17 protein-coding genes are annotated in these 25,746 nt (G+C 54.3%); 6 read left to right on the top strand and 11 right to left on the bottom strand.

Going from position 1 to position 25,746, the window contains the following annotated elements; all coding sequences use genetic code 11:
- Nucleotides 1-7: 7 nt before the first annotated feature.
- The 7 genes from sppA to R3C20_23855 all read right to left on the bottom strand — a co-directional run bounded on the left by sppA (nucleotide 8) and on the right by R3C20_23855 (nucleotide 12,587).
- Nucleotides 8-1,771: a signal peptide peptidase SppA gene (gene sppA, locus R3C20_23885; protein MEZ6043550.1), complete on the bottom strand. Its 1,764-nt coding sequence runs from the start codon at nucleotides 1,769-1,771 to the stop codon at nucleotides 8-10.
- A 257-nt stretch (nucleotides 1,772-2,028) separates the two neighbouring features.
- Nucleotides 2,029-3,009 carry a DUF3472 domain-containing protein gene (locus R3C20_23880; GenBank protein ID MEZ6043549.1) on the bottom strand — a complete coding sequence of 327 codons (981 nt, stop codon included), beginning with the start codon at nucleotides 3,007-3,009 and terminating at the stop codon, nucleotides 2,029-2,031.
- Between the two features lie 64 nt (nucleotides 3,010-3,073).
- Entirely contained in the window at nucleotides 3,074-4,015 is a 942-nt protein-coding gene (locus tag R3C20_23875; GenBank protein MEZ6043548.1) for a reverse transcriptase family protein, read from the bottom strand.
- A gap of 352 nt (nucleotides 4,016-4,367) precedes the next feature.
- Complete coding sequence (locus R3C20_23870; GenBank protein MEZ6043547.1) at nucleotides 4,368-6,008, bottom strand: glycoside hydrolase family 43 protein; 1,641 nt, start codon at nucleotides 6,006-6,008, stop codon at nucleotides 4,368-4,370.
- A 204-nt stretch (nucleotides 6,009-6,212) separates the two neighbouring features.
- A complete protein-coding gene (gene larB, locus R3C20_23865) occupies nucleotides 6,213-6,998 on the bottom strand; it encodes a nickel pincer cofactor biosynthesis protein LarB (protein MEZ6043546.1) in 786 nt (261 codons plus the stop codon).
- Between the two features lie 20 nt (nucleotides 6,999-7,018).
- Nucleotides 7,019-8,596, bottom strand: a complete 1,578-nt coding sequence (locus R3C20_23860) for a response regulator (protein ID MEZ6043545.1) — start codon at nucleotides 8,594-8,596, stop codon at nucleotides 7,019-7,021.
- A gap of 163 nt (nucleotides 8,597-8,759) precedes the next feature.
- Nucleotides 8,760-12,587, bottom strand: coding sequence for a hypothetical protein (locus tag R3C20_23855; GenBank protein MEZ6043544.1), 3,828 nt, complete (start codon nucleotides 12,585-12,587; stop codon nucleotides 8,760-8,762).
- Nucleotides 12,588-12,940: 353 nt separating this feature from the next.
- On the opposite strand from R3C20_23855, the gene R3C20_23850 reads away from it, so the two are divergent.
- Nucleotides 12,941-13,720: a TatD family hydrolase gene (locus R3C20_23850; protein MEZ6043543.1), complete on the top strand. Its 780-nt coding sequence runs from the start codon at nucleotides 12,941-12,943 to the stop codon at nucleotides 13,718-13,720.
- A gap of 41 nt (nucleotides 13,721-13,761) precedes the next feature.
- Here R3C20_23850 and R3C20_23845 read toward each other — a convergent pair whose 3' ends face one another.
- Nucleotides 13,762-14,499, bottom strand: coding sequence for a response regulator transcription factor (locus R3C20_23845; protein ID MEZ6043542.1), 738 nt, complete (start codon nucleotides 14,497-14,499; stop codon nucleotides 13,762-13,764).
- Nucleotides 14,496-15,692, bottom strand: coding sequence for an MFS domain-containing histidine kinase (locus tag R3C20_23840; protein MEZ6043541.1), 1,197 nt, complete (start codon nucleotides 15,690-15,692; stop codon nucleotides 14,496-14,498). The genes R3C20_23845 and R3C20_23840 overlap by 4 nt, the downstream gene beginning before the upstream one ends.
- 370 nt (nucleotides 15,693-16,062) lie before the next feature.
- Here R3C20_23840 and R3C20_23835 point away from each other — a divergent pair, with 370 nt between their 5' ends.
- The 5 genes from R3C20_23835 to cysS all read left to right on the top strand — a co-directional run bounded on the left by R3C20_23835 (nucleotide 16,063) and on the right by cysS (nucleotide 22,889).
- Nucleotides 16,063-17,304, top strand: coding sequence for a glycosyltransferase family 2 protein (locus R3C20_23835; protein MEZ6043540.1), 1,242 nt, complete (start codon nucleotides 16,063-16,065; stop codon nucleotides 17,302-17,304).
- A gap of 77 nt (nucleotides 17,305-17,381) precedes the next feature.
- The gene (locus tag R3C20_23830; protein ID MEZ6043539.1) at nucleotides 17,382-18,065 is read left to right on the top strand and encodes a class I SAM-dependent methyltransferase; all 684 of its coding nucleotides are present in this window, start codon (nucleotides 17,382-17,384) and stop codon (nucleotides 18,063-18,065) included.
- A gap of 134 nt (nucleotides 18,066-18,199) precedes the next feature.
- Complete coding sequence (locus R3C20_23825) at nucleotides 18,200-19,807, top strand: hypothetical protein (protein MEZ6043538.1); 1,608 nt, start codon at nucleotides 18,200-18,202, stop codon at nucleotides 19,805-19,807.
- 90 nt (nucleotides 19,808-19,897) lie between these two features.
- On the top strand, nucleotides 19,898-21,016 hold the full coding sequence (locus R3C20_23820) for an aminopeptidase (GenBank protein MEZ6043537.1): 1,119 nt from the start codon (nucleotides 19,898-19,900) through the stop codon (nucleotides 21,014-21,016).
- A 364-nt stretch (nucleotides 21,017-21,380) separates the two neighbouring features.
- Entirely contained in the window at nucleotides 21,381-22,889 is a 1,509-nt protein-coding gene (cysS, locus tag R3C20_23815) for a cysteine--tRNA ligase (GenBank protein MEZ6043536.1), read from the top strand.
- Between the two features lie 217 nt (nucleotides 22,890-23,106).
- Here the strand turns inward: cysS and R3C20_23810 are convergent, their stop codons facing one another.
- Together R3C20_23810 and R3C20_23805 are read right to left on the bottom strand one after the other, a co-directional pair.
- A complete protein-coding gene (locus R3C20_23810; protein ID MEZ6043535.1) occupies nucleotides 23,107-24,102 on the bottom strand; it encodes a sugar phosphate isomerase/epimerase in 996 nt (331 codons plus the stop codon).
- A gap of 285 nt (nucleotides 24,103-24,387) precedes the next feature.
- Nucleotides 24,388-25,266, bottom strand: coding sequence for a phosphoribosylaminoimidazolesuccinocarboxamide synthase (locus R3C20_23805; GenBank protein ID MEZ6043534.1), 879 nt, complete (start codon nucleotides 25,264-25,266; stop codon nucleotides 24,388-24,390).
- Nucleotides 25,267-25,746 lie beyond the last annotated feature (480 nt).

Raw genomic sequence — 25,746 nt, 5'->3', positions numbered from 1 at the left:
GAATTAACTATTCAATCCGTAGTGAGTATGGCAGGATTGTCAGTGCAGGTTCTTTGGCCAGCTGATTCAGCGCGTCGAGATGCCTGATGGCAGGACGAATCTGCGCCGGAAGTAGCTCTGCGAATGCCCGAGCCACAGGTTGAGCCTGCTGATGCCGAGCGTGCCCCAGCAGCATTTCCAGCGGGCTTTGGGGTTTCGGCAGCGTATCCAGTTCAAGCTTCTTTTCTGTGTCGTTCAGAATCACTCTCGCGTGGGCGATGGCATCGTCGAGCGTGCCGACTTCGTCAACCAATCCAAGCGCTTTCGCTCGGACGCCGGTATAGACTCGGCCGCGTGCCATCGCTTCCAGCTTCTCATAGTCCATCTTTCTACCAGCTGCAGCCTTCCTCGTGAATTGCTCGTAGATAGTGTTCAGCATTCGCTGCATGGTTTCTTTACCAGACTCCGTAAACGCCTCTGTGACGCTTAGCACCCCGCTGTTCCGGCCACGCTGAACGACGGACTGTGTCACGCCGACCTTTTTCATCAGGCCTTCGAAAGACAGCTTTCCCCCGACAACGCCGATTGAACCGGTAATAGTCCCCGGCTCAGCAAAGATCTTTTCAGCTCCCATACTGATGTAATATCCGCCGCTGGCCGCGACATCACCCATGCTGACAACAAGAGGCTTTTCCGTGGCCTCCAGTGCTCGCCAGATCAGGTCGCTTGCCAGCGCGCTGCCGCCAGGACTGTCGACGCGCAGAACGATGGCTTTGACGTTCTCGTCTTTGCCAAGTTTCTGAATCAAAGGCACCAGCTTATCAGAACTGATTCCAGCTTCACCAAACAGACCTGTAGGTGAATTCCCCGAGGTAATGGGTCCTTCAGCATAGACCACTGCGATGCGTGGTCGAGTGCTGCCCATATCTTTCTTTCCCCCGCCCAGGATCTCCATCAGAGAGAACAGATCCAGCTCCGTATTTGGTTTCTTCTTACGATAGTCCGATCGCATGCGCAGATCGATGTCCTGCCCATTCCTGATCAGGGCCGCTAACTCGTCCTCATAAGCGATGTCATCCAGAAGCCCCAACTCTTTGGCTCGCCCTGCGGAATGAATACCCTCGTCAATGATTGCCTTGACCTGCTCTTCAGAGAGCTTTCGCGATTCCGAAATCTGTGTGACGATAATCTGGTAGAACGCATCCAGGATTTCTTCCATTTCAGCCCGAAACTCATCGCTCATTTCGGTACGTGTATATGGTTCCGCTGCGGACTTGTACGCACCGACGCGAAGCATATCGGCTTTGATATCCAGCATTTCAAACAGATTGCGGTAGAAGGTCACTTCGGCACGCAGCCCGGTGATCATGATGGTAGACGACTCCGGCATGATGATTCGTTCGCACGAACACGCCAGCAGGTAGTCCCTGGTCCCCGCATCATTCATTCGGGCCCAAACAGTCTTCCCTGCTTCTCGCATCTTGCGAATGCCTGCCTGAAGCTCGTTCAACTTCGCCCAGCCTATCTCCACGCCATCAATATGCAGCAAGACTCCCTTGAGCGATTTATCACGAGCAGCCTGATCCATGCGATCCAGAATCGTGGGGAGGCTCTCCGTTAAATCGCCAAACAAGCCCGGCATTTGTGACGTTTCCGGATAACTACCACTGATCTTGATTTCCGCCCAGTCAACTCGAAGGGGTCGTTTCTCGTCGGCAATATTCGTACCCTGATTTACGAACATTGCGACGGAGAAAAGGCAGAACAAAACGATCATCCATTCGCGCCGCATGATGAAAAGCTCCGGTGGAAGGTTCATTCACTGATGAAAACATCGGGCGTTGCGCCCTGATGACGTGGTGGTAAGCCCCATGTGATTCAACGGCGAGCGTGCGCCGACCGATTCCAACCCGGAGGCAGTCGGCCGACTAATACACGGCCATCCAGGGGCTCGACGAATTGTAGACAAAATGTGTCGTGCGTCTGTCGTTATGACAGAAGACCCGCCAGATTCATCGGGAAACATGAGAAGCCCCGGGGCCCCCTTGGCTACTTCAACGGACTTTCCAGCCACGCACGGATCACCTGCTCCACACCTTCCGGCACCACAGTTTCGACATTCGTTCGGGTGATGAAGTGGTTCAAAGGGGTGTCTGTATTGCTGATTTCTCCGCCTGTCGAAAGGTAACACTGACCATCCCTTAGACCAGCGTTGATATTCACAGCCGGATTTGAATCCGCTGTAAAGCGAGCCTTTCGGACCGGCGACCATTGACCGTCGATTTGCCGCACCGCAGGATTTGAAAACAAAGCTGTACGAGTCTTCTGGGCGGATTCACGATTTCGACGAAAGTCTTCGACAAACGAATAGTATCCCTTAAGCAACGTATCCGGAGTCAACGTGCTGAAGGTGACAAGATGAAGCCACTCCTTCTTGTCGGGATGAAAAAAGAACGAAGCGTATTCGGTTCGATTGGTATTACGTCTTGCCGCCACAGCGAACCGATACGTCTGCCCGACCTTCCAGTCGAAATTCAGAAAGCTCTGCCCACCAGTGCCTTCATTGCCGAACCTTCGCACAGTGACATCCGGATGATTGTACAGCAACTTGACACGTTGAGCCTCGTCGACTTCATTTGGGTTATTTTGTTTGCCGGGATCCCAGACCGAAAAGATGATCACCTTGCGACCGTCGTACAATTCCTGGATGCCATAGTATCCGCGGCTGAAACCACAGACGGCAAAGTATGTTCCGTCAGCCGACTGCTGGACATGTGCTTCATTGTAGAAAGCTGTCGCATCCGGCACTTCTGCCCATGCCAAATGCACCGACCGACATGCAATGCCTTCCAGTGACTTATCAACTGCGAAAGCATCTACGCCGCACAGAAGGAAGAGGAGCATTAACGAGTATTGCAGTCTTTTGCCAAACATGAATTCTGATCTGTCGTTAAGTTCTGGTCGGCTGTCATTACCGGACCCAAAATATCCAGACATTTCGCTCACCATTGTTGCAGTTTCAGACGCCATCTCCGATTGATCCTCCACTGAGAACCGAAGAATCGAATCAGGACATTTTGAACCCTGGCATCAATCAGTCTATCGATGCCTGGTCTTCTACCATTTTTTCGAAGGCAGTCCATCCCTGCAGCTGTTCAGGACTGAAGGTCGCAGGCTTTCCCTGACGCACCCGATGACGGGCCGCTCTCAACTGGCGGCGTCGCGATCGGGGAATGGCGACCTTTTCGTTGACAACCAGGCCCATCACCTGCTGCTGCTGGTGTGCTCGCAAAATGCGGGTCTTTTCCGAATTCATACGATAACCGGATTGCCTGAGAATTCGGCGTATCACCTGAACGATGCCTCGAGCCTTACGGCCACTGCGAAAGTGAAATGAGAATGTAATGTCATCTGCATAGCGGGTATAGTGCCCGTGAAATCGCTCCGCCACGTTCTGCAAAGCATGGTCCATGCGGATATTAACCAGATTGCTGAGCCGCGGACTGGTGGCGGCCCCCTGCGGCAAATGACCTTCGCAGGTCGTGATCGTCGTCAGCAGCCTGATCGCATCATCCGTCCAGCCGATGAATCGAAAATATTCTTCGACGCGCGTGACCGGTGTTGATTCGAAGAACCGTTCGATATCAATTCGGATGACAAATTGCTTTCCCGAATGAGGTCTGGCGGCATCGACAATGCTTTTGCCGTTCTCAAAGCCAATGGCCGCAGGATGACTTTTGAGCCCGGACAAAAGTCGATGCAGAATTCGGCGTTGCAAAGCCAGAGTGACGTCATCCGGAATTTCGAGAAGGCGAGTTCCGCCACTGGATTTTGGAATGAAGGCCTTGCGCCATTGCGGCGATTCCAGCTGACGGGCGTCTTCTTCCGTAAGTTGGAGTCGTTCAAGCAAATCCGCCAGCGTGAATGGCTCGGGCTTACGCCGGGGAGGCGTGGATTTCGAATCCTGCGTCGACTTCAATAGTACAAAGGCGACTGCGATAGCCATTGCGACTGCAGCAGCAATGATCCATGCCATTTTTGAATACTCAGGTTTGCTATGCGGCCCGCAAACTTTTCACGATGATTGAAAACAAAACGGGGTGACGAATCACCCCGTCAGCTCTGCCCAAGTGACAGAAGCAGGCTTCTGCTCACTTGCACCTTATTCTGATGGACACGCAAAGTATCCTGGCTGACGAAACATCAGCCTGTGCATCGCACCGCCAGAGCCGACATTACTGTCTCCGGATTACCGATCGGTGTCAATCGGTGTCTGCCAGGTTGCCCAATTCTGTATCCGCGTCAGTAAACCACAAGCCCACCGAAGCAGCAGCACCACCACCCAAAAATGATGGACATGGACAACTGCGAGATTCGGGAAGGCGTTGTCACTCAGACAGACGATCAACGGCCATGGGTTTCGTCAGATTGAATTTACTGAATACAGCCGTCGTATTGACAACCCGAAGGCCGACCGTTCCCGATGCATATGCCGAATCGGTCTGTGACAGCACGGCTATGCCATTCACTTTTACGGAAATTTCGTCTCCAACGACGGTCACACTCAGACGCTGCTCTTTTGAGACATCGATAGACACCGGCTTTCGAATCAGTTCTTTCCACTGCCGACCATCCATTTTGCCGAGCAATACGGTGTTTTCCTTTGGCTTCAGGCCAACGAAATAACCTCTTTGAGCATCAAACCCCACAGCGGGAGCTGTGGTCCTGAAGAGCAGACCCGCATCCGTTGACTCCGAATTCCCATTAAAGTTGATGTTGATACTTGCCGTGAAATCGTTGGGAACCAAAGCATTCAGGAGGATCTTTTCGCCGCTTCGGTACACGTTCACCGGCTCCGCAGGTGGCGTTCCAAGCTTTAACCCTCCGTCCAGCGGTTCGTAAAACTGGTGGTGTCCAAAGTAACTGTGATCTGTGGTCAGGTCGCTTTGATATGGCAATTGCAACATTGGCATTTCAGAACCGGACGGTCGCATCAATGGTTCCCCAGCTGTCACGGGCTGACCGAACTCTGGAAAACCGTCGGTTGAGAACCTGAATGGCTGGACGAACACCGCGCGACGCCACCCACCACTGCGATCCATTTTTGCATGAAAGATGTGCCAGAATTCTTTGCTGTCCGGCGAACGGACGAAACACGAATGCCCGACACCGTAGGTTTTGGAAGTGCTTTGAAAAACGGGCTGATCAAACTTCTTCCATGACGCTGGGTTCAGGGGATCATCGCCAACCAGTTCCAGCATTCCCAGCTTATAGGTTGGAAGCCATGAACCACCGCACGAATAGGTGACGAATGTCCGATCCGCCGATTTCAAAACTTCCGGACCTTCATTCAATCCACGTCCCTTTCCTTCGTCTTCTGTAAACTCCCATGGGAAATCCGCATTGTCACAGAGCATTACCCTTCGCCCTGACAAAACGGTCGGCGACGCCATTGGAGCGATGTAAAGGTACTGTCGGTCACTGGTGGCCGTATCCCATCCCGACCAGATAGCGTATCTCCGGCCTCGATGTTCGAGCAGAGTCATATCAATAGCCCAGCGATTCTCTTGCTCTGAATCCCCCGTTTCGAATGGTCCGTGAAGAGCGTATTCGCTAAGTGGATCATCGGTTTTCGACTGCAACGCATAGGCGAGGTGATTCTTATTCTGCCCATCTGAAGCTGCAAAATAAATCACCCATCGCCCTTCCACAAAATGTAATTCCGGTGCCCAGACTTCGCGGGAATACGGACCGGTTTCGGGTGCTGTCCAGACGACATGCTTCTCGCCAAAAGTTGTCAGCGAAACACTTCTGTGAATCACAATCGCTCGATTACCGTCGCTCAGACACCAAAGGTACTTCCCGCTTTGCGGATCCCGCGTCACCCACGGATCAGCACCTTCCGCAATAGGATTCACAAAATGGGTGGTTGGCAGCGGTCCCGCTTCAGGCGTTTGGCCGGAAGCCGGATGAACATCGAGGAAGATGGTGAAAAGCGTGATCAAGCCGCATCGCAGTTGAAATTGCATTGAGTCTGTCTTCTGGGTTGATATTCCGGGCAAACCACGCGAACTGCAGTCATGCTGAATTCATTTCTGCAGGCATTCTCACGCCGGACATCGGGGAAAAGTGGAATCACGCAATTCTATCGATCCCGAGTTCGCTCCTGCAATTCGCGGGCGTGCAGCTTACGATGATCGAATGTTGAAACGGTGCGAGAAAACAGACGGCGATCAATTTTCGGGGGCAGCGCTGGCTTGCATTCGCGAAGCGATAAGACCGGCAACGTAGCCACCCTTAAACCCGGCATCAATATTGACGACCGTTACGTTTGATGAGCAGCAGGTGAGCATCGATAAAAATGCTGTCACCCCCTGAAGGGAAGCCCCGTAGCCGACGGATGTCGGAACACCAATGACCGGACAGCTGACGAAACCACCGACAACCGAAGGTAACGCGGCTTCCATTCCGGCAACGCAGACTATCACGCTCGCCCCCTGAAGACGTGCGACATGACGTTGCAGACGGTGTGGTCCGGCAACCCCGCAATCCGCGATCAACTCGCAGGCCACATTCATCCACCGAAGTGTTTCGAGGGCCTCTTCAGCGACGGGCATGTCACTGCTTCCCGCCGTTACAACCAGTACCTTCTGAGACCCCGTCCCTGATGCGTTTGCTGTCGGTCCCGGAGTACTTCGCACGATGGCAGCACTCGTCGGTGGATTTTCAAAGTTTCCAGCCATCGCTTCGGGTGCGACCAGCCGCACCGTTCGCGCAACCGGATTGTAGATCGTAGCGGGAAACGCGGCGCGGACCACATTCGCCTGTTCCTCCGTCACACGTGTCGCAAGACAGGCCTGGCCGGCGGCTTGCTGCGTTTTCATGATGTGAACGATCAGGTCGGCTGTCTTGCCTTCGCCGTAGATGACTTCAGGAAATCCGCAGCGTGCCTGCCGTTGAAGATCGATATCCGCAGCCACACTTTCCATTTTGTTCGAAGCCGAATCGTCAGTTGTCATTATTCAGCGGCGGGCCTGCATTATGAATCATGAGGGGGCGGTGTCGAGACGGCTTTCTCGACTTCATCGAGGAGTTGGCCACGGCGGAAGGGTTTGTACAAGACGGACTTCAATCCTTCTTTTCGAGCATTCACGATGGAATGCGTCGGGTCATATCCAAAACCAGTCATCATGATGATTGGAACATTTGCGTTGATATCCCTGAGTTGGCGAAAACACTCATAGCCGTTCTTGTCAGGCAGCCTGATGTCAGTCAGGATCACGTCGTAGTGATGCGATCGCGCCATCAGGCAGGCGTCTTCACAATTCGGGACAGCCTCCACAAAGCACCCCATCTGACCCAGCAATGTGTGGGCGTCGTCACGAGCGACGATGTCCCCGTCGATCACAAGAATGCGTTTACGGCGCAGTTTCGGTCGGGGTTCTCTGGCAATCACAGAACCGACCATGGACGTCGACGGCCCGCCCTCGTCCACATGATCAATTCGACCGCTGATCTTCCGGGTGGCTTCGACGATGCGATGCAGGCGATCACAAACATCGGGATCGTGTCCAATATAGCGTTCCAGAATCCACGTTGCGTCGCGCAGGATAATATCGCTGGGATCTGAGATCTCACGTCGAAGGCGGTCGGAATTCTGCGTTTCGGTGGTGACCTTTTCCGCAACCAGCAGTTGAAGCTGATTCAATTCGTTGGCAACAATGCGGCCAAACAGAAGCAAGAATTCAAGGTCCTGTTCGTCAAAAGCACGTGTGCCGGGACTCTCAACGTTAAATGTTCCCAGCACGATGTCCCGCAGCATCAGCGGTACTGTCAGAGAGCTGTGGGCATCGTTGATCCCGCACAAGTACCGTGGGTCAACCAGTGTATCGTTACAAAGGTAGGGCGTACCGGTGTATGCCACGTAGCCTGTGACACCGTTTTCCTCGGGTCTTGCAAACAGCCGCCGGGCGGCAGCTTCCGGGTTCATGCCGAATTCCAGAAGCGGCAACAACTCCTGAGTGAAAGGATTCAGCTGACGAATCTCGAACGTCTTGTAGCCAAGGATATCCTGAGTGAATTCCAGAATACTCTCTTTCAGCAGATCCACACGTTCGTCGTGTGACATGCTGGTGACCTCATCCGGAGAGAGATTGCCGAGTTCCAGGCCAGCCCTGTAAATCGCCTCCTGTTTTTGCCGTTCCATGACCTCAAGGCTGACATCACGCACGGTAACGGCGTAGCCATCGATCACCTCTGAATTCGCATCCACCTGGGATCCTGATGCTGATTCCTGTGCCCGCCCGGGCGTCCGTGCTGAACAGGGTCGCGAGCGTAATCCCAGCCACTTTCGCGAATCGACACGAAGAATGAGCCTGTGCTGGGGCTGGCCGGGATCCTCACTGGTCAGCGGCGACAGATCAATCTCCGGAAACTCCGGCGAAGTCAGCAGCTCAGTCAGAGTGCGTCCGACCGGCGAATCTGCGTGGCCAAGAATCGATAGGAATGGCCTGTTGGTCCACTGCACTCGCAGGTCACTATCTACGAATGCAACGCCATCAGGGAGGCTATCGATAAACCCCATCTCGACGAGCTGCCATTGGTCGCTGTGACCCATAACTCGTTCCCTGATTCTGTTAATCAGACAAACTCCGGATCAATATGGTCAGACCCTGCTGCCACATGCCCCTGAACGGAGAGGGCGATTTAACCGTCGTAATGAAAACAAGGAAATGCCAACCTGTTCATTTTTGTTCAGCGCTGATGAATTCTCAGAACTGCTACGGTCGCCAGTCCTGTTGAATAAGACGAATACGAACAGGCATCGATGATGCCAAAGGCGTTTCTGTCGAACCGGATGGAATTGCGGGTTGCCACATTTCCTTCCAGGTTGCCCACTGCGTTTTTGAATCACTGAAGACAACCTTCTGTCGATCGATTGGCAGCAGATTATAGGTTGCGGCCTCTGTTGCCGGTGTTGGGCGAAGGGTTTGGCTTCTATCGAGATCCACTGTGATTTCACGATGAAACAAGCGGTTGGGCCAGATCGCGAGGCCAACCGAATTAATGTCGTATTCGTGTGCCCCAATCAGGTTCTCGCAGAGCTGCTCACGAACAAGTTCGATGCCCGCTTTGCGATAAAAACCTTCCAGTGCGTGTTCTAAAACAAGCGTTTGTTCGCTGGATGCAAAACGAAGCCAACCAGTGTTGGCGATTGTCGCCACCGCCCAGCCACTTTGTTCCTGAAACAGCAGCGTCAACGGGATATGCCCAAGACGACGGCAGGTAATCTGCACCTGAATACTGTTTGATGCCACATGAACATGTTTGCAGGCAATCCCAAAGTCTTTCCACGGAGGGCACAGGTCCAGCAGACGAATGAATTCACGGTCCACAAAACGCCGGACGTCTCTTTCAACATGTTCGAGCTGCTCGCGCGCAGCGCGACGCAGGCTGTAACGTCGAATCGACGCTTCTTTCTGTTCCAGTCGCCGCATGCGGCGAAAGAGCTTCGGCAGAGTCCCTGAATGAAAGCCTGGCTTCATCAGGCGAGGAACGGTTTCGCCATGACTTCCAACAGCCGACGGAGTCAGACTGGGCTCGCGATTGGCGTCGTACAAACGCCAGTTTTCCTTCAATTCCCAGACCGCAAACCCGAAGAGGCCCGGAAGAAAGAAGATGTTGAACCATGTCACCGAAAACGCCAGCGGTCCACCCAGATAAGGGGTCAACGATTCCCGCATCATCTGGTCGAGCACCAGAAGAAATGGAAAGAGCATCTTGTGAGCCACGGTAACCACCGGGAAATGTTTCACCGGATGAAACGTCGGCTCGATCATCAGATTGACATAGATTCTGATGAGAAAGGAAACGAACGACCAGATGACACCCAGAATGGCCTTGGCAACGACGGTAAACCAGCTTTCGGCACTGTGGAATCGAAGCCATTCATCCACCGCATAAAGGAAACGCTCCACAAACCCCAGTAACGTCTTGAAGAAGTCGATAATCCAGTCAATGACAGCCATCAGAACTCGGGCATGGAAATTGTACCAGAGATTTGCCAGCCATTCGGCAGTCAGCTCTTCCGCATCGCGTCCAAGTCGGCTGTTCAACGCAAGACTGAGCAGCGCGCCGATCACGGTCACCCACCACCAGTTCCTGGGCTGCAGGCCAAACAGCCATGGAAGCCACTGACAAAAAGCCAGCGAAATCAGAAACGGACTGATGAAGACACGGCGAATCCGAACGAATGTTCGGTTCCGCCAGAGCATCTGAACGAACGGCAACTGCAGAATTCTTGCCGGCCAGTCGATTGCCACTCGATGAACCAGTTTCCACACACGTTTCAGAATCCGAACAGTGTATTGCCGAAAGGTTGGTACATGAATCAGGCCCATCAAGACCAGCCCAACCGCCAGGACCAGCGAAAGCGAGGAGACCTCTTTGGCAATAACATCTCGCACCGGATCTGAAGAAGCCTCCTGAACCAGGACCGTGGGAATAGCTTGATCGACATCCAGGTCAGCCCCATCTAATCGAAACCGAGATGCAAATTCCGGATCCGGTCGCTCTCCTGATGTCCCCACGACGCTGGACGCGTCATTGTCGTCCGAAATCGTCGCCTCTGTACGCGACGTCTGCAGACTGGAATTCTCCGTTTGGCTCTTTCCGACAAGTTCGCTCGAAGTGGCCCCCATCACTTCGGCCGATCGGCTGTTCCCACCGAAGGCGTCCGGGGACGCGTCATTTGCGGGGATTCTTACTGATGCCTCCTGCACTTCAGCGGCAGGTTCAGCTGCATCAGAATCGGACCCGGCCCCGGAATCCTCGTCACCCTGCAAGGGTTCGGCTGGATCGGCTGCGTCAGAGGGTGCTCCAGCCTGATGACGTCCTTTTCCAGTGAAAAGATGGATTATGTGCTCGACACCCACAACGATGATCTTGGCCCCACCGAACGGGATGATCAGGAACAGAGTTGCGAATCGTCCCATGGGCGTTCCAAAAAACATGGAACTGGTGATCTGCAGCCAACGCAGATAGAACTCGCCGCGCCGATAGACTCCGTCCATTGACACGTCGAGCTGGTCATCGGCTCGCAGAAGATGGTCGCCGCGAATCAGTTCGCTCGCATATTTCAGGTCCGGCAGCTTCAAGTCGTTTCGACTAATGCTGTCTCGCAGGTAACCCATCGTCAGATAGCCGCGTTCTGCCACACAATCGAGTGAGTCTTCGATCAGCTTATCGAATGCCACCTGATCAGGGAGGTTGTCCGGCTGCAGACCAACACCGATCAGTGTTTGCCGAACGGCTGGACGCATGCGTTCACGCATTTGCTCTTCGGCCAGATGAGCGGCCTCATGCAGCAGCCCGTAGAGGCGTTCCCGCTCCGAACCGCTCAGTCGAACGTTCACCAGACGGGAGGCTGAGCTGGCGAGGTGTTTTGCCATCATCACTTCGCGGATCGTCGTCAGTGACCTCCGCAAAGGGCGGCTGCCACGGCTGACAAGCCATTTGACAAGGTCCACTCGGTAAATCACGCGTTCATGATCGAGACAGACTTTCTGCAGATCGAACAAAAGGCGTTTATCAGCGTTCCAGAAACCATGAATTGAATTGGTTGCCAGTTCCCAGATCGATGCACGCCAGTCTTCGACTTCCGCTTCATCGAACTGAAGCGCTGCACGCAGTCGCAGAATCAGTTGTTCAATATCCAGGCGTGCCTTTTGATGGGCAGACGTTCGCTTTTCCTCGGTCGTGGCCCGTTCGGCCGCCTGCATAGCGCAGGTCATTGCCCCGACTGTGTTGCCACGTTCCAGGGCCCGGTCACGTCGTTTCATTTGCCTCAGATACGCGCGATCCGAAGGACTGGATCCAACTCCAAGTGACCAGTCCTGCCGTGTGCTTGTCAGCCGTTCTTCGTCCCGAATCTGGCGAGGGGTCAGATCCGGTGAAGGAGCACCGACCAATTGAGTCGCCCTGAAAATGGCATCTGCATCCAGATCGTTGGCGATGACTTCATTGACGTGGATGCGCCCATCCAGTGATGGAAACCAAACGGGCAGCAGGTCGGGCGCGAATCGCTGAAGCTCGAGATAAATCGCGGCAAATTCACAGTAGCCTTCGATGCGAGACTGGCTGTCGACCAGTCGGTGCTCTGATTTCAGTACGAAATGTGCCTCGTCAAATTCCACCTGTCCGATCGCAGCAATCCGATTTTGTACCTCACCTCGATTCAATGGACCTCGCGTCTTCTGAAGCAACTCCCGGTCGATGGTTCCGTGAAAAAGTCGTCGCCAGATCAGTTGCAGAAGCTCCTGGATGGGCCAGTGATCAAGTTCACCCTCTTCCGGCTGAGCAATCAGAAGGGCGGTCGACGGTAGTGTCTGAAAAGTCTGCAGTCCCAATTCATCGGGATGGGTGAGGGCCCGGAGATCGCTGTCAGAGACCACCTGCGATTCGGTGTGTGGAATGGACGTCGATAATCGGGCGTATCCATGCCGATCACGGATGACTCGTCGAATCACCCGAGGCTCCACAAGAAATGCGGTCGCGTCACACTCTGTCAGTGCACGCCGCAGTTCATTGAGTCTGGATGTCTCGTCCATTTCTGTTTCCAAACCGAAATCATCATAAATTCGTCTCTGCCAATCGGACAGCACCCTCGCATGACCAGCAAAGGCCGCAGGATGATATCCGGACACGCAGAGTCCACCCAGTGGTGGCTATCAAGGAATTCGCCAGTTCCCACGAGTCATCAGCACTTTTGTCCCCGCGGCATTGTTTCGCGGCAAAAAGTATTTCTACACTGTTCAGGCACCAGTTCGGCTCGGGCACCAATGCGGCCGTCCGGCAGCCTCTGGTTCTCTTGCCATTTATCTCCGATTCGCGCGAGGCACTTTCACCAGTCACTGGATGTGAGTGGCTGTCGCCCGGATCAGGGCTCACACGAAACGGTTCCATGTCTATTCAACTGATCGACACGCACTGCCACCTGGATTCGGAAACTTTTCAGCGGGAAATTGACGATGTGATTCGACGAGCCAATGACGCCGGTATCGTGAAGATGGTCACGATCGGAACAACGGTCGAATCAAGTCAGGCCGCGATCGTACTTAGTAATCAGCATGCCGCGATTTCTGCCGTTGTCGGTATTCATCCGAACTACACGCACGAGGTCAAACCTGGCGACTGGGAAAAAATTCTGGATCTGGCGCAGCATCCGCGCGTTGTGGGCATCGGTGAAACGGGGCTCGACAAGTACTGGGACGATTCACCGCTGGAAGTCCAGCGCGATTATTTTCGTCGTCATCTGCAGCTTTCTCGTAATGCAGGAAAGCCGTTCGTCGTCCATTGCCGCGAGGCTGAGCCGGAAGTGATGGAGATACTTCGCGAAGACTTTGAAAATGGTCCACTGAACGGCCTCATGCATGCGTTCTGTGGAGATGCAGAAATGGCTGCGGAATGCATCGAAATGGGAATGTCCATCTCATTCGCCGGTATGGTGACATTCAGGAAGAATGATGCGATGCGCGAAGTGGCACGAACAATACCGCTGGATCGTCTGCTGGTTGAAACGGATTCGCCCTACCTCGCGCCGCAGGCGTTCCGAGGCAAACGGAACGAACCAGCTTACGTAAAATTCACGGCAGAATGCCTGGCAGAAGTTCACGGACTCTCTCTGGAAGAACTTGCAGCGCGGACAACAGCCAACGCAACGCAAATCTTCGGGCTGGCGTGAAGTACGAAGAACGGATCGCCGGAGTCGATGCCGAAATTCCGTCAGGATTCGTCAGCACCCACATCAGGCGAAGGATCACGCAGAAAACGGTAACCAGTGCCCCGAATGGACAGCAGATGCCTGGGCGAGGAAGAATCGGATTCAATCATCCGCCGAAGACGCATCACAAAATTATCAATGGACCGACTTGAAATATCAGCCGAATCCTTCCAGACCTCAGACTGCAGACGTGCCCTCGAAAGCACGGCTCCGTCATGTTCCAGGAAATAGCGAAGCAATTCCTGCTCCCGTGTCGTCAAAGCGTGCACTTCAGAACCGCGCCGGAGTTCGAAGCGACCAAAGTCGACGGTCACATCTCCGAATCGAACCACATCTTCGGTTGCTCTCACAGCAACATTCCGCTGCACAATTCTTCGATGACGATCCAGAAGATTCCGAACACGGCTCAGCAATTCCGGCAGCGAAAATGGTTTCGTCAGATACTGATCCACTCCGCAGTCAAACGCCTGTGCCTTGTCTTCCGACAGGGTTCGCGCCGTCAGAGCGAGCACAGGAATATCCACGTCCAGACGCCGAAGCGCGCGGCAGGTCTCGTAGCCGCTCATCTGAGGCAACATCAAATCCAGAACAACCAGATCGATGGGTGGCTGGGCAGATTCGTAAAGTTCGAGTGCAGACATTCCGTTGGAGACGGTATCGACCTGATAGCCTTCCCGCTCGAAGTTGAACTTCAACCCTTTCGCGATCGCATCCTCATCTTCAACAACCAGGATCCTCATACTGAACCCTCTGATTCTTTCACGGTCTGCGACCGGGTCGCACCTTCCGCAAGACCTGGATGAGAATCCCGGTCACCAATTGCGGTTGCCCCGATCGACTTCTGCGATTGATTATCTTCTTTTGCTGCAGAAATTTCATCGCTGGATGCCCCCTTCCTGTTCGAATCCACAGCGTCCGCAGATTTCCATGATACGACTTCCAGGGCGTGGCGGCCCGCCAGTGCCAGCTGTGCCACGCGAGCCCGCAGGCTGTCTGCCGTCGACAATTCAGGAGTCGGCGCACTCACTTGCCGACCAGGAAGGATGACTTCGAAGATGCTTCCAGTGGCCTCCTGAGTGCTGACATCCAGTACCGAGATGCGGCCCTTCAGGATTCCGACCAGCGTTTTTACGATGTAGAGTCCCAGCCCGGTTCCAGTCTTTGTCCGCTGCAATTCGTCATTGCCGCGAAAGAACATCTGAAAGATGCGGCGGCGATGATCTTCCGGAACGCCCGGACCATTATCCCGAATGCGAATGACCACTCGATCAGCCCCGCGTGGAAATGCAGAAACAAAAACTCGTGGCGGAGTTCCACCATACTTCACGGCGTTGTCCAGCAGATTGCCAAAGATCATCTCCAGCAATAGCCGTCGAGACATCACCGAAATCGGCGTGATCTCCATCTGAAACACTTCGTTCATGTCCACCTTGTGATTCAGTGATGCAGTTTCCGCACAGTGCTGCAGCAGTTGCGGAAGGCTGACCAGTTCCGCTTCGGTCTGGTCACCGATTGCGTCAAGACGCCCGACCTCCAGCAATTGATTAATGAGCCGATCCAGACGGCCCAGCTCACGATCCATCGTGGCATAAAAATCCTGTCGGTCCTCCGGCCCGGGGTCGCGCAGAATCAGCGTGTCAAGATAAAGCCGCAAAGCAGCAATGGGTGTCTTTAGTTCGTGAGTCACACTGTCGACGAAATTTGATTGTCTTCGATTGAGCTGAATCTCTTTGATCGTCAGAAACGAATAGAACGAAATCCCAAAGAGACTGATTCCCATCCCCACAGTTCCCAGCGTCAAAGCCATCCAAAGACTCTGCTGGGCGAGCTGAACAATCAGAATGATCATCAGCGCAAGGTTCACCGTCATCAGGACAACACTGGTCCAGATGGGGAGTCGCAGATGTCGACGCTTGCGTCGGAAGTCGGCCACGAAAACAACCCGCTGTCGCACGCTGACGACACGTGAAAAAGGTGAGCAGGCAAAACGCGGTCTCAGAGAGACGGCCACAATTACTGAACAATAGCAATCCCGGCAGAATCCACCAGCACTGCCGGGTTGAAGTGGCCGTCTCTGAAGAGTCGGAAGAATCGATCCAGCCAGGACATTCAACCGTGAACGCGCGCACGACCGGCATCCAGTGATGTCTCTGAATATCTGCTTCAGCCCGCAAAGACTGCGCAACTGCATCGCCAGTCGGGGCTTCCCAATCACCTCGCCGTAAAACTCGGGTTAGCACAGGCAAACGGGAGGAATATTGACAGTAACGCAATTTGGGCCGACTCGTTGCAAAAGGTAAACCATGATTCAGGCTGCCATTCGAACCTTTCCACGAGGGACCTCCACGGTCGCACGTCCCGTCGAACTGTCGGTCGTGATGCCATGCCTGAACGAAGCAGATACGCTGGAAATCTGCATCCTGAAAGCTCAGGCGGCGATACGAAGCATCGATATCGAAGCCGAAATTGTGATTGCAGACAATGGCAGTACGGACGGTTCGCAGTTGATTGCGCTTCAGGCCGGTGCGCGGGTCGTGAACGTGAGTGATAAAGGCTACGGTAGCGCGCTCATGGGGGGGATTGAAGCATCCCTCGGCAAATACGTCATCATGGGCGACGCCGACGACAGCTACGACTTCGGCGACATTCCTCGTTTTGTCGAGCGTCTGCGAGCTGGCGCAGAACTGGTCCAGGGATGCCGCCTTCCGAAGGGCGGTGGAACAATTCTTCCGGGAGCGATGCCAGCTTTGCATCGGTGGCCGGGAAATCCGATGCTCACACAACTGGTTCGTTTTCTGTTTCGCGCTCCGATTAACGATGTCTACTGTGGGCTTCGTGGATTCACAAGAAATCTGTATGACGATTTGAATCTTCGCTGCACAGGCATGGAGTTCGCCACGGAGATGGTGATCAAGACCGCTCGTTTTGGACGGCAGATCGATGAGATCCCCATCACTTTACATCCGGACGGCCGCAAGGCACATGCGCCACATCTGAAGACGTTTCGGGACGGCTGGCGAACGCTTCGCTTCTTCCTGATTTACAGCCCGCGCTGGTTCTTCGCGGTTCCCGGCCTGCTCTTGATTGCTCTGGGTGTGCTGGGCTATTCCCTGGCACTTCCGGGGGTTTCGATCTTTGGGGCCACACTGGGTGTGCATTCTCTTCTGGTTGCCAGTCTGGCCATCCTGATGGGAGCACAGTCCCTGTACTTTGGCGTCTTTGCTCGGATGTTCGCAGTCTCCGAAGGCATGCTGCCACGGAATGAATCGATGGACCGAATCATCCGGCTGGCACGACCGGAACGCGGCATCCTGTTTGGAGGGGCGATGGCCGTTGTGGGCACCATCCTTCTGGCCACCCGCATCGTTCACTGGAAGAACACCGGATTCGGTCCACTGGATCACGCCAGCACCATGCGGTGGGTCATTCCCGCTGTCACACTGATGGCACTGGGCTACCAAACACTCATTTCAACATTTATGTGCGGACTGCTTTCCCTGGCACGCCGCGGAAAGGGCGTTTCAGATTCGGTCAGGCAAAATTAATCTGCCTCCCGCTCGATGTCCGCTTTCCTTGTCAACTCATCAGTCTCCGCTGTTCTCCCGCTTTGAAATCTCTCCCCATGGCCACACTGATTGAAACCACCGATGCTCAGGTCTGCTGCGATTCCGAATGGGAAGCGGCCTATCGACGATTTGAAACACCTGAGCAGGAGATTCGCAAATTTGTTCAGCGTCTGCGAGCATTCGGCGCCGAGACCTGGGACCGCGAGAAGCAGATCGTCGAAATCTTCTGCGGTCGGGGAAACGGCCTTCGCGCATTGCAGGAGTTTGGGTTTGAGCGACTGGAAGGGGTTGATCTTTCCGCAAAGCTGCTGGAGCAGTACGACGGACCAGCGAAATGCTACGTTGCCGACTGTCGCAAACTTCCCTTCGATGACTGCTCCAGAGACATCCTTATTGTGCAGGGCGGACTGCATCATTTACCTGAACTGCCAGGCGACCTCCAAAGTGTCTTGTCGGAAGTGCATCGCGTCCTTCGACCAAACGGACAGTTTTTCGTGATCGAACCCTGGAAGACGGCGTTTCTGCAGACCGTCCACTTCATTTCCAATCGATCCCTGATGCGTATGATGTCGGACAAGCTGGATGCCTTCGCGACCATGACCGAGCACGAGCTTGAAACGTACAGCCAATGGCTGAGCCACGCGGATACGATCCTGAACTTGCTGCACCGGTATTTTGAGCCCGCGTCTCAGCGAATTACCTGGGGGAAACTTCGATTTGCCGGCATTCGGCGTGCGTGATCAGCAACATGATGCAGGAACCTGTCACTGACGATGCATTCGAAGCATCAGCGACTGCACCGTACGCCAGTCACGTGTCCGAATTGCCGTTGGATTCGCGGTTCGGAGTATCCGACAGACAAGCGAAAACGGCGGTGGCATTCCTTGTCGTTACCTTCATGCTTAGCGCTGGGATCTCGTGGCTCAAATGGCCTGTTCCCACGTTACATGATGAATTCAGCTATTTGCTTGCCGCCGACACCTACGCTGGCGGCCGCTGCACAAATGCAACGCATCCGATGTGGCCGCATTTTGAAACGATGCATGTTCTTCAACAGCCGAGTTATGCGTCCAAGTATCCGCCCGCTCAGGGATTATTTCTTGCCTTGGGACAGATCCTGTTGGGTACGCCACTGGCCGGAGTCTGGCTCTCTACAAGCGCCGCTGTTGCGTCAATTGTCTGGATGCTGCACGTCTGGTTTGATCGTCGCTGGTCCATCATCGGGGGCTGCCTCGCCCTGACGCATTCCGGATTGATGTTGTCCTGGGGACAGACGTATATGGGCGGTGCTCCGGCGGTTGTGGGAGCGGCATTACTGTTGGGCGGATGGAAACTCTGGGGCGAGCAGTTCACATGGAAATCAGGTGTGCTGGCAGCGGCAGGCCTTGCAATTCTCGCGAACAGCCGCCCCTTCGAGGGATTGCTGGTGAGCCTTCCTGTTTTGATCAGCGTTGCCCATACCCTGTTTCGCCGCCAACCGATTTGCCTGAGTATGTCACGGGGCATTCAGCTGATTCCGGGCTCTCTATTGCTGATTCTCGTTCTTTTGGGGATGGCGACGTACAACAAGTACGTGACTGGCAACATGTTGAATCTGCCGTATGCGTTCCATTCGAAAATGTACATGACAGGGCCGCTGTTTGTTTTCCAGCAACCACCCCAGCCAGCTCCTGAATATCGCCACGAGATGCTGAAGGAATTTCACACAGACTGGGAGACCAATGCCTGGCAGGCTCAGCGTTCTCTGGCGTCATTCCTGCGTGTAAAATTTCACTACTTTTCAATGGCGATGATGGTACTACTCTCGCCAGTGCTCGGGCTGTTGATTCTCTACAGTGTGCGCCGCCACAGTTCCACTGGGCGTTCGACCGGCGACGGGCATCGAAATGCGGAAGCGGGTGCCTCTGGAACATCCAGTTTCGGCACGGGGCTTTCTCGAGGGCAGCTGATTGTCCTGCTGAGTTCACTGGGTTTGTTGCTGTTCGGATCGTCGATGGCCGTATGGTTGTATTCCCACTACCTGTCCCCTGTGCTGCCAGTCTTTTTTCTTCTGGGTGTTGCAGGCCTTCGCAGGCTTGAGGTTGAGTTACCTTCGCCCCGGGTACCAAATGTGTCGGCCCTGGCAATTCTCCTGCAATCGATTCTGTTTGGGGTTGCCGTGCTGCGTCTGGTGGTCGGCGATCACAAGGGCTGGCAATACGATCGCCAGGAAGTTGCCGATTCTCTGAATGCCAGGGACGGTCAACATCTGGTGGTGGTGCAGTATGCCACCGGCCATTCTCCACATGAAGAATGGGTCTACAACAGAGCTGACATCGATGCATCGAAAATCGTCTGGGCTCGAGACATGGGCACGGACGCGAACACCGCATTACTCAGGTATTTTGCTGGGCGGCACGTGTGGTATCTGAGGCCGGATTCTGAACCAGAGAATCGTCTCACCCGGGCAATCCCGGGTTCACATTCGAACCCAGTATTGTGAACCCGAAGGATGTGCCTTAACCTTCGGACTGCAGGTAGAACCTGAACAGAGAATTCACTGGATTTCGCGAACCGCTCGAAGGCACATCCGATGCAGGACCATCGCATAGATAAGCTGGCACAGACGCTTATTCACCACAGTTGTCGGCTACAAACAGGTGAAAAGATTCTGATCGAAGCATTTGACCTTCCTGAGCCAGCATTGGTCTGTCGACTTGTTGAAGAAGTCTATCGGCTGGGCGCAATTCCTGTTGTTTCGACGAAGTCGAACGCCGTCTTGCGAAGTTTGTACCGCGGTGCAACGGAATCCAGCATGTCGCTGTCAGGGAAGTTCGAAGCGTCTGTGATGAAGGAAATGGACGCGTACATTGGAATTCGGGGATCGGCCAATTCCAATGAGTTCGCTGATGTTCCCTCTGAGAAGATGAGTCTGTATCAGAAACATTGGTGGCAGCCGGTGCACATCAGCCTTCGCGTCCCCAGGACTCGCTGGGTTGTTCTGCGTTACCCAACGCCCTCCATGGCACAGGCTGCGAACCAGAGTTGCGAGCAGTTCGAGGATTTTTATTTCAATGTCTGCACGGCGGACTATGCAAAAATGGCGGCTGACCTGCAGCCATTGAAGGCGCGGATGGAAGCTGCAGATCGAGTCAGAATCACGGCTCCCGGTACTGACTTGTCGTTCTCCATCAAAGGGATTCCTGCCGTTCCGTGTGCCGGGGAATGTAATATTCCGGATGGAGAATGCTTTACGGCACCTGTCAAAGACAGCGTCAATGGAACGATTCAATTCAATACAGCGTCCCGATACCAGGGTACTGTGTTTGATGGAATTCGCTTCGAGTTTCAGGACGGACGTATCACCAAAGCGACTTCTCAAAACGCGACCGATCGCCTGAACGAAATCCTGGATTCCGACGAGGGAGCTCGGTACATCGGTGAATTCGCAATCGGAACCAACAATCACATCCTTCATCCGATGCTGGACACCCTGTTTGACGAGAAGATTGGGGGATCCTTCCACTTTACTCCCGGAAACGCCTACGACGAGGCCGACAATGGAAACCGAAGCTGCGTCCATTGGGACCTGGTTCTGATCCAGCGCCCGGATTATGGCGGTGGTCAAATCTGGTTCGATGATGAGCTCATTCGAGACAACGGTCTGTTTGTTCCGCCAGAACTACAACCGCTGAACACCGGTTTGGCCTGATCCCCGACATCTTTGAACTCACCGACGGAAGCTGCCACCGCCAATCCGACCTGCGCGTGCCTTCCGGACCGACCGCCAGAGACGGCAGGAAGGCTGAATCTGCCGAATTTTGCAGCCTGCCCGGTGGTAGTCCTGTGAGAAATGGTGAGACAGGCAAACGCGGTCGTTATTCGGACTGCACACGAGATTCGCGATCCATTATTCTCAACTGCGTGCCATCGACGATGGACGAACTCGGGAATAGGACACTGTTTCAGAAAACTGCATCCTGGTGATGCAACCTTTGGGCAATCAAGACTGTCATGGGTTTGATAGTCAGTGCGTTCATGTCACGCAGCCCCGGGGTCAGCTTTGAGTGGATGTTATGGAAATCCGTTTTTACAACACGCTAACGAACAACACCGAGACTTTTCAGCCGGTCGATGCAGACTGCATCCGTATGTACAGCTGTGGCCCGACGGTTTATGACTTCGCGCACATCGGAAATTTTCGGTCGTTTCTGTTCGCTGACATCATCCGACGAACGCTTGAGTTTTTTGGTCATTCCGTCCATCACGTGATGAATATCACGGACGTTGGACACATGACTGACGACAGTAATGCGGACGGTGGCGGAGAAGACAAAATGGAAGCCGCCGCCAAGAGAATGAAGGCGGACAAGAAATCCGGCAAAGTCGCTGAGGGTGCAGTCGAGAATCCTGATGACCCATACCAGGTCGCCGATTACTACATGAAAGCCTTTCTTCAGGATGCTCAGACTCTTGGTGTCAAAGTCGCATCAGAACGGGATAATATTCTGAAAGCCACCGAAAACATCGACACCATGCAGGACATGATCGGCGAGCTCATCAAGAAGGGGCACGCCTACGTCGGCCCCGATGGTGTTGTGTATTACAGCGTGGAAAGCTTCCCGGACTACGGCAAGCTCAGCGGAAATACACTGGATCGACTCCTCACCAACGCGAGCGGTCGCATCAACGATGAAGACCAGGCCAATAAGCGGCATCCGGCGGACTTCATGCTGTGGAAGGCGGACAGTCATCACATCATGAAGTGGGATTCGCCCTGGGGCACTGGTTATCCGGGTTGGCACATCGAATGTTCGTGCATGGCACGCAAGCGGCTCGGACGTGATGTGATCGATATTCACACGGGTGGTGAAGATCTGATCTTTCCTCACCACGAATGTGAAATTGCCCAGTCACGAGGAGCAACTGGCGCCGATTCCTTCGCGCGTTTCTGGATGCATGCACGCTTCCTGATGGTCGAAGGGGAAAAGATGTCGAAGAGCAAAGGCAACTTCTGGACCGTTCGCGACGTGCTGGAAGGCCGGGCAACAGGCATCAAAGTTCATCCCGCGGTGCTGCGGCTGGAACTGATCAAATCACACTATCGGGCCAACATGAACTTCACGAAGAAAGGTCTGCAGGATTCTGCGGGAGCCGTGAAACGGTTGACGGATTTCCGGAGCCGCCTCGAAGCCGCATGCGGTGGAAAGGCCGCTGACGTCGATTTCACACACCCCGTCCTGAAAGAATTCGCCGAAGCTCTCGCTGACGACCTGAATATTGCTGGCGCACTGGGAGCCGTGTTGCCCTGGGCTGCGTCAACACCCGACGACCCGGCGCAGGCACTCGGTGTGCTGAATCGAATCAACGAAGTCCTGGCAGTTGCCCCCCTGGACGGTGCAGGGGGTTCAGAAGAGTCGACCGGCGAAGATGCGAGAATTGCGGAGCTCTGCCAGAAACTCGATGCCGCCCGAGCGGCTAAAGACTACGCATCGGCCGATTCGATTCGCGGGGAGATCAATTCTGCCGGGTATGATGTGAAAACCAGCCCCGAGGGCACGGTTGCCACCAAACGACTGGCATGACCATGATCAGTTGGCTCCGACCTGACATGGCAGGCGTAAAAAAATGAAGCCCGGCTCGTGTGCCGGGCTTCATTGGACTCAGTTTCTCGCAGCTTCAGCTTCATGTTTCTCGCAGCTTCAGCTTCATGCCGACCAGGACGGTCTCAACGCTTTCCAAAGACATCGGTGCATTCAGCAGGCTGCGATTCCGAAGTGCAAATCGGTGACGTCGTTGCGTCTACTCGCTGAACGCGGCGTCAAACGCTCTGCCGGACGGCTGGAAGTCAACGTTCTTACAGAACTGAGCTGCTTCTGCGGCGCCATGGTCGCGATCCATTCCGCTGTCTTCCCATTCGACCGACAATGGTCCGCTGTACTTGACAGCATTCAACGCACGAATGATCTCCTCGAAACGAACCCCGCCGCGACCAACGCTCCGGAAGTCCCAACCGCGACGCTGGTCCCCGAACGACAGGTGACTTCCCAGAATACCGGTCCGGCCATTGAGAGTCACAGACGCATCCTTCATGTGGACGTGGTAGATGCGGTCAGGAAAGTATCGGATGAATTCCACTGGATCCACTCCCTGCCAGATCAGGTGACTTGGATCAAAGTTGAATCCGAATTCCTCACGGTGATTCAATGCCTCCAGCGCTCGTTCTGCCGAGTAGATATCGAATGCAATCTCGGTTGGATGAACCTCCAGCGCAAACTTGATACCGCATTCCTGGAAGACATCCAGGATCGGATTCCAGCGTTCTGCCAGCAGTTCAAATCCTTTGTCGTACATTGACTTTGGTGTCGGGGGGAAGTCGTAAATCAGGTGCCAAATGCTGGAACCTGTAAAACCATTCACAATGCTCACGCCAAGTTTCTGGGCTGCGCGGGCTGTGTTCTTCATTTCTTCGATGGCACGTTCGTTTACGCCAGCCGGGTCTCCATCTCCCCAGACATAGTCAGGAAGAATGGTCTTGTGGCGAGCATCAATATTGTCCAGAACAGCCTGGCCAACGAGGTGATTGGAAATCGCAAAAAGTTTCAGTTCGTGCTTTTCCAGCAGTTCACGTTTGTGAGCGCAGTACGAATCGTCGGAGAGAGCCTTATCAACTTCAAAGTGGTCGCCCCAACAGGCCAGTTCCAGCCCGTCGTAGCCGAACTCGCGAGCTTTTTTGCATAGTTCTTCGAGTGGCAGATCGGCCCATTGACCTGTAAACAAAGTGACCGGGCGTCCCATGATCGTGATCTCCAGTGGATGTGAAATGAATAGGGTGGAGGAACAACAGTGCGTTGAAAAGGGAAGCTACGTGGCGTTCGGTTGATTGTCAATCCGCCGGACGTCATGCGAAGACGTTGAATTTCTCAGCATCCCCCCTGCGGCATTACCGCCACCGTTTTCGACGGACGTGCTGCATCAAACGGATCGAGCCGTTCGCAGCAGTATTCGACGCCCTGTATTCAATACGCTGCCGAGACGAAACCGTCGTCGTCAGGATGGCTCTCTGCCAGAATGCCGTACCTGTCAGAATGCCGTGCCTGTAATCTTCTCGAAGGCCTCTGCGTATTTTTCGGCGGTTCGGGTAATGACATCCTCCGGCAGCGACGGTGGAGGACTATTCTTGTCCCAGCCTGACTGTTCCAGCCAGTTGCGGACAAACTGCTTATCGAACGACGGCGGATTGATTCCAGGTTGCCACGACTCCTGAGGCCAGAACCGGGAGCTATCGGGCGTCATAACTTCGTCGATCAGTATGATCTCGCCGTCCAGCAGCCCGAATTCAAACTTGGTATCCGCAATGATGATGCCTCGACTTATCGCGTGTTGAGCGCCTTTTTCGTAGATCTGCAGGCTTAATTCCCTCAATCGATTGGCAAGGTCCGCCCCAACGATGGACTGCATTCGATCAAAACTGATGTTCTCGTCATGCCCGGATTCGGCTTTGGTGGCTGGCGTGAAAACAGGTTCGGGCAACTGGCTGCTTTCCAGCAATCCGGGAATCAGATTCTGTTCACAAACTGTCCCCTGCTTTTGATATTCCTTCCATCCGGACCCGGATAAATATCCTCGCACGACGCATTCGATCGGCACGACGTCCGTTTTCCGGACGATCATACTTCGTCCGGCCAGAGTCGACGCATCAACCCCCTCGGGCAGTGGAAGGGACTGGAGGTCGTCAGATACGTAGTGATTCGGAACATTCAGCAAATCGAACCAAAACCGGCTGATTCGGGTGAGCACCTCACCTTTGCGGGGGATGCCATTGGGCAGAATGTAGTCGAACGCACTGATTCGGTCGGTCGCAACAAAAAGCAGCTGATCACCAAAGTCGTACACATCGCGTACTTTCCCTCGGCGCACTGGAATTCCGGGCAATTCACTCTGCAACAGGACGTTCGTCATCAACAATATTCCGGAGGAAAAGGCGCAATGGCAGGAGAGGGGTCGATCTGGCGACCGATTCATCGCCCCAATCGGCTTTCTGAGCGGACTCGCATGAGTTGCGATTCTAGACCCCCGGAACCGTTTGAACAATTGGTCAACATCATCGTAGACTTCCCGCTGTCGAAAAAAGGAAGCGACACTGATGACGGGTTGGGAGCAACACAAAGCACTGCGGAGAGAAGGGCAAGAGCCCGGATGAAGGATAGTTCATGGGGGTGATGACATTTCGCGTCGCCAGACCTGACCTGCTGCTGCGCGGGTCAGATCTGTCTGTGATCGACTTCCTGATGTACGATGGACGCGTCTTACCTGCCCAGGCGACTCTGCTCGGCCACACGTTACGCTGTGAACGATCGCAGCCGGAAAGCGGTCAACTTCGCCTTCCCTGGCCTGGCTTCGATGGCAACATTCAGGTTGTCCAGTCGACCAGTCTGCGAG

This window comes from Planctomycetaceae bacterium (genome assembly GCA_041398825.1).
Lineage (GTDB): Bacteria > Planctomycetota > Planctomycetia > Planctomycetales > Planctomycetaceae > F1-80-MAGs062.
Note: the sequence above shows the minus strand (reverse complement) of the source record. Positions and strands in the feature narration are given on the sequence as shown.

Coding starts and splice junctions, on each gene's coding strand:
- sppA (MEZ6043550.1), bottom strand. CDS start 1,771: ATGCGGCGCGAATGGATGATCGTTTTGTTCTGCCTTTTCTCCGTCGCA.
- R3C20_23880 (MEZ6043549.1), bottom strand. CDS start 3,009: ATGGCGTCTGAAACTGCAACAATGGTGAGCGAAATGTCTGGATATTTT.
- R3C20_23875 (MEZ6043548.1), bottom strand. CDS start 4,015: ATGGCATGGATCATTGCTGCTGCAGTCGCAATGGCTATCGCAGTCGCC.
- R3C20_23870 (MEZ6043547.1), bottom strand. CDS start 6,008: ATGCAATTTCAACTGCGATGCGGCTTGATCACGCTTTTCACCATCTTC.
- larB (MEZ6043546.1), bottom strand. CDS start 6,998: ATGACAACTGACGATTCGGCTTCGAACAAAATGGAAAGTGTGGCTGCG.
- R3C20_23860 (MEZ6043545.1), bottom strand. CDS start 8,596: ATGGGTCACAGCGACCAATGGCAGCTCGTCGAGATGGGGTTTATCGAT.
- R3C20_23855 (MEZ6043544.1), bottom strand. CDS start 12,587: ATGGACGAGACATCCAGACTCAATGAACTGCGGCGTGCACTGACAGAG.
- R3C20_23850 (MEZ6043543.1), top strand. CDS start 12,941: ATGTCTATTCAACTGATCGACACGCACTGCCACCTGGATTCGGAAACT.
- R3C20_23845 (MEZ6043542.1), bottom strand. CDS start 14,499: ATGAGGATCCTGGTTGTTGAAGATGAGGATGCGATCGCGAAAGGGTTG.
- R3C20_23835 (MEZ6043540.1), top strand. CDS start 16,063: ATGATTCAGGCTGCCATTCGAACCTTTCCACGAGGGACCTCCACGGTC.
- R3C20_23830 (MEZ6043539.1), top strand. CDS start 17,382: ATGGCCACACTGATTGAAACCACCGATGCTCAGGTCTGCTGCGATTCC.
- R3C20_23820 (MEZ6043537.1), top strand. CDS start 19,898: ATGCAGGACCATCGCATAGATAAGCTGGCACAGACGCTTATTCACCAC.
- cysS (MEZ6043536.1), top strand. CDS start 21,381: ATGGAAATCCGTTTTTACAACACGCTAACGAACAACACCGAGACTTTT.
- R3C20_23810 (MEZ6043535.1), bottom strand. CDS start 24,102: ATGGGACGCCCGGTCACTTTGTTTACAGGTCAATGGGCCGATCTGCCA.
- R3C20_23805 (MEZ6043534.1), bottom strand. CDS start 25,266: ATGACGAACGTCCTGTTGCAGAGTGAATTGCCCGGAATTCCAGTGCGC.